This window comes from Rhizobium sp. IBUN, assembly GCF_000510625.1.
Taxonomy (GTDB): Bacteria; Pseudomonadota; Alphaproteobacteria; order Rhizobiales; family Rhizobiaceae; genus Rhizobium; species Rhizobium altiplani.
In genome coordinates, this window is the sequence record NZ_AZNV01000090.1 from 1 (window position 1) to 3,384 (window position 3,384).

The 3,384-nt window shown below is 56.1% G+C and carries 5 protein-coding genes; 2 read left to right on the forward strand and 3 right to left on the reverse strand.

Annotated elements, in window-relative coordinates; genetic code table 11:
* The first annotated feature begins 512 nt into the window (after positions 1-512).
* Positions 513-788 (forward strand): hypothetical protein, encoded by a 276-nt coding sequence (locus RHIBUN_RS0132810; RefSeq protein WP_025662870.1) that lies wholly within the window; start codon positions 513-515, stop codon positions 786-788.
* Positions 789-891: 103 nt separating this feature from the next.
* On the opposite strand, the gene RHIBUN_RS0132820 is transcribed toward RHIBUN_RS0132810, so the two are convergent.
* On the reverse strand, positions 892-1,233 hold the full coding sequence (locus tag RHIBUN_RS0132820) for a DUF982 domain-containing protein (protein WP_025662871.1): 342 nt from the start codon (positions 1,231-1,233) through the stop codon (positions 892-894).
* Between the two features lie 176 nt (positions 1,234-1,409).
* Here RHIBUN_RS0132820 and RHIBUN_RS36700 point away from each other — a divergent pair, with 176 nt between their 5' ends.
* Positions 1,410-1,586, forward strand: a complete 177-nt coding sequence (locus RHIBUN_RS36700; RefSeq protein WP_156932803.1) for a hypothetical protein — start codon at positions 1,410-1,412, stop codon at positions 1,584-1,586.
* A gap of 629 nt (positions 1,587-2,215) precedes the next feature.
* Here RHIBUN_RS36700 and RHIBUN_RS0132835 read toward each other — a convergent pair.
* The gene (locus tag RHIBUN_RS0132835; RefSeq protein ID WP_025662873.1) at positions 2,216-2,449 is read right to left on the reverse strand and encodes a helix-turn-helix domain-containing protein; all 234 of its coding nucleotides are present in this window, start codon (positions 2,447-2,449) and stop codon (positions 2,216-2,218) included.
* 243 nt (positions 2,450-2,692) lie between these two features.
* On the reverse strand, positions 2,693-3,082 hold the full coding sequence (locus RHIBUN_RS0132845; protein ID WP_156932804.1) for a DUF982 domain-containing protein: 390 nt from the start codon (positions 3,080-3,082) through the stop codon (positions 2,693-2,695).
* Positions 3,083-3,384 lie beyond the last annotated feature (302 nt).

The following is a 3,384-nucleotide window of genomic DNA, read 5'->3' on the forward strand; positions in this document are numbered from 1 at the left end:
GCGGCATCATCTCGGAACAAGGGGGCGGTTAATTCTCGGAATTGGGGGGCGGCATCATTTCGGAATGCGGGGGCGGATTGCCTCGGAATCCGCAGCGATAGGGTCTATAGCGTCAATGCCGACCAATGCGGCCTGCGCGTGGAAATCACCGGGAAGATCAACAAAACACCCGACATCATTCGGAAAAGAGATGATAAGCCCAGGTCCAAACGAAAATCTAGCTAACAGGTCAGCCCGGGTGGACTATCAACCCAAACACAAATGGCGAGAGACGTGGCTTGACGAAAGCCACCAAGACTTTGCAGCATGGGAAGGTGATCTACAGTTCGGGAGGATCTTCCTCGATCTCACGAGCCCCAAGAAGGGCCAATGGATATGGGCGATAAACCACATTCCCTGGCAGAGGCGAACGATCATGCCGCACCATGGATGGGCGGTTGATGTCCGAGAAGCATCCCGGTTGGTGGAAGAGACTTATGATAGGCTGAAGGTTCTACACGGAAGGTGATGTGATGGATATGGTCGAGAAGGTTGCTCGGGCGATCTACGAAGCGGAACCGTTTGACGCCGTTCGCCGCGAGATGCCGTGGGCGGACGTTCACGATACCCAAAAGCGCGGGTTCCGCGTCAAGGCTGTTGCTGCGATCGAAGCGATGCGCGAGCCAACGCCCGAGATGCTGGCTCCCGAAGAAGTCCACTACGGCTATGCCTGCCATGTGTGCGGAGGCTTGAAGGAGGGCTATGAGCTTATGCTAGATGCAGCCCTAAAGTGTCAGGAGAAGGTGTGAACCGCTTCGAGATCCCTGGCACTATTTTCGCCTTCCTCATCGTTGTCGGCCTTATTGCCGTGATCGGGAAAGGCTTCTGGATGGCGTCTTGGGTGATTGGAGGCTAGTGAGGCGAAGGCTGGTCTCTGCCCTTCGCCTTCCTCGGGCGCTTCTCGCCCCGCACTTGGATGTACTCTTCCTTGACCATCAGCATCTCAGCCGCCAGCGCTGCGGCTACGAATGCCGCCCTTGCTTGCTCTGGATCTCGCACGCCTTCCATCGCTTCAAGGCACATGGTCTGAGCGACAACCCATTCCTTGCCTCGATGCTCATCCGGCCACCGGCAAAGCAGGCTGTAGGCCAGATCGGCAAGGGTTGCATGTCGGCGCATGGTGATGCCCTTGCGCTTCTCGACGCAGACAATGCAGTCTCTAATGCTGATGTGTTCACCTATGTATTCAGCCATGCCCGTCACCTCTGGCCGAATCAGGTGAGCATCAACTCCGGCCAGTCAAGACACGTTTTTAAGATTCTTCTAATTCGTTCGGTAAGCGACAGAACGAGCAGCGCCATAGTCTCGCAGATTTGCGGGTAGAAGGTTCCGCGGCGGAATGCTGTCATCCCGAAAAAAGGAGATAGCCCATGATCGAAGAACCAACCACGCTCCTCGCCTTCCGCCTCACCGACGGTGAATGGCAGGCCATGTTCCTCCATCCAGATGGCTCTGGATCGGTGAAGCATGATGTGCCGGTGGCTGAGCTGATCGAGATGATCCTCGATGTGATGGCGAGGAGTGAGGAGAACCCTGCCCGACATTGACGTGGGCAGTAGGAGGCCCATTTTACGTTCGGCGCTCTCCCCAGGGCGCCAGTGCTCGATGCACCGGCGGCCCGCACCCCGAAACTTGCGGGCCGCTTGCATCGGTAGGATTTAGTCCACCACCTTGCCCGAAACCTATGCCTTGGCTGCCAGAGTATCAGGGCCTGCGCTTCCTTCAGTACCGGGTCAATGAGGAAGAGAACATGTCGGCGGGTTAGCCCTCCTGCTCCGCCATCTCGCGGGCGACACTCAGGGCGAAGATCATTTGCGGGATCTTGGTTTCGGTCATTTCTCGCTCTCCACACCTTCAAAGACGTAATTGTGCTATCGCTTGGTCTTTAGGTAGGAGGACACTAGCATGATCGCTCGGAGAGACTTCACATACGAAGAATGGAGTTGCCTCTTGCATCTCTATCGGCACGAGACCGCTGATATCCCGAACGATCGGATCCGTAGATTCAAAGAGGCGGGCGTCACTGAGGAAGTGCTAGACGGAATCAGCCTCAGTCCGGCAGGTAAGCAATTGGTCGCGCATGAGCTGCTTCTAGAGCGTCGGAACCGGCTCCAGCGATGACTACTCAAAAGCCGCCTCCCCGGTTACGGAGAGGCCGCTGGGTTACGGCAAGCCACTAGCGCCGATCCGGCATCAAAGATTGGGTCGCCAAGTAGATGATGTAGGCGTAGGGCGTCGGCCGCCCCTGCTCCCAACCTTGATAGGTGGAAACCGGAACACGCAGCAGTCGCGCAGCCTGCGACTGTGAGATGCGATTCTTACTGCGCCAGTCATGTAGGTATTGTTTGATGACGCGGTCATCTAAACCATCGATAAGCAAGAACTCGTTGCCGCCATCTGGATTTCTCATATGCGCCTCCCGTTGCTTCACGTGATGGCACTATAAGCAAATTGCAGATATAAGCAAAATGCAGATAATCGAAGTATTCGGTCAGCCGCGTGTGGTGCGGCGCGTACCAATCGATCAGCAGGAAACGGAGTGAACCGCTTCGAACTCCCCGGCATGATCTTCGCCTTCCTGCTCGTTGTCGGCGCTATAGCCGTGATCGAGAAAGGCTTCTGGATGGTGTCGTCTTGGGTGATTGGATAGCGCTCAGACATTCATAGAATCTCCGGACCGCTGCCCCCGCTTGTTCTTCGCAGAACTCCTTTCCGGCCGCTGCTGAATGTACTCTTCCTTGATCATCAGCATCTCTGCTGCGATAGCTGCTGCGACAAACGCCGCCCTCGCCTGCTCGGGGTCTCGCAGACCTTCCATCGCTTCGAGGCACATGGTTTGCGCTACCACCCACTCTTTTCCGCGATGCTCTTCGGGCCACCGATAGGCTGTGAATACAGTTATTCGTACAAACGAGAGGTTTTGATCCTTCGCAACATTCCGCAGTGGCGACTTGAAGGTCATTATCGACGATGACGAAATGAGTGGCCAGCTTTTCAAGCGCTGATTATTCGACAGCGGGCCTGTCGCGACATGCGCGGTCAATAGACCCGCATAGGTACCACCGCGTGCACTTCGTGCAGAGAAGGCGGACAAGGCGCACTGGAAGAAATATTAGTCCTGTAGGGCTGGCCGGAGATTCCACCCCGAGACAAGCCGACTACCGCTGAGTAGTTGAGCCTGCTCCGTTGGCCCGAAATCGATCGAAAGTAATTGAGATCAATCACTCTCGCTCATGGAATATAGAAAACTGGATCGTGTCCCAGCAGATGGTGTAACTGGCGGGAGATAGCAAAGCCGAGTGCCCGCGCGCTTTTCGTTGCGCTGTAGCGGGTGATCGGCTTTGC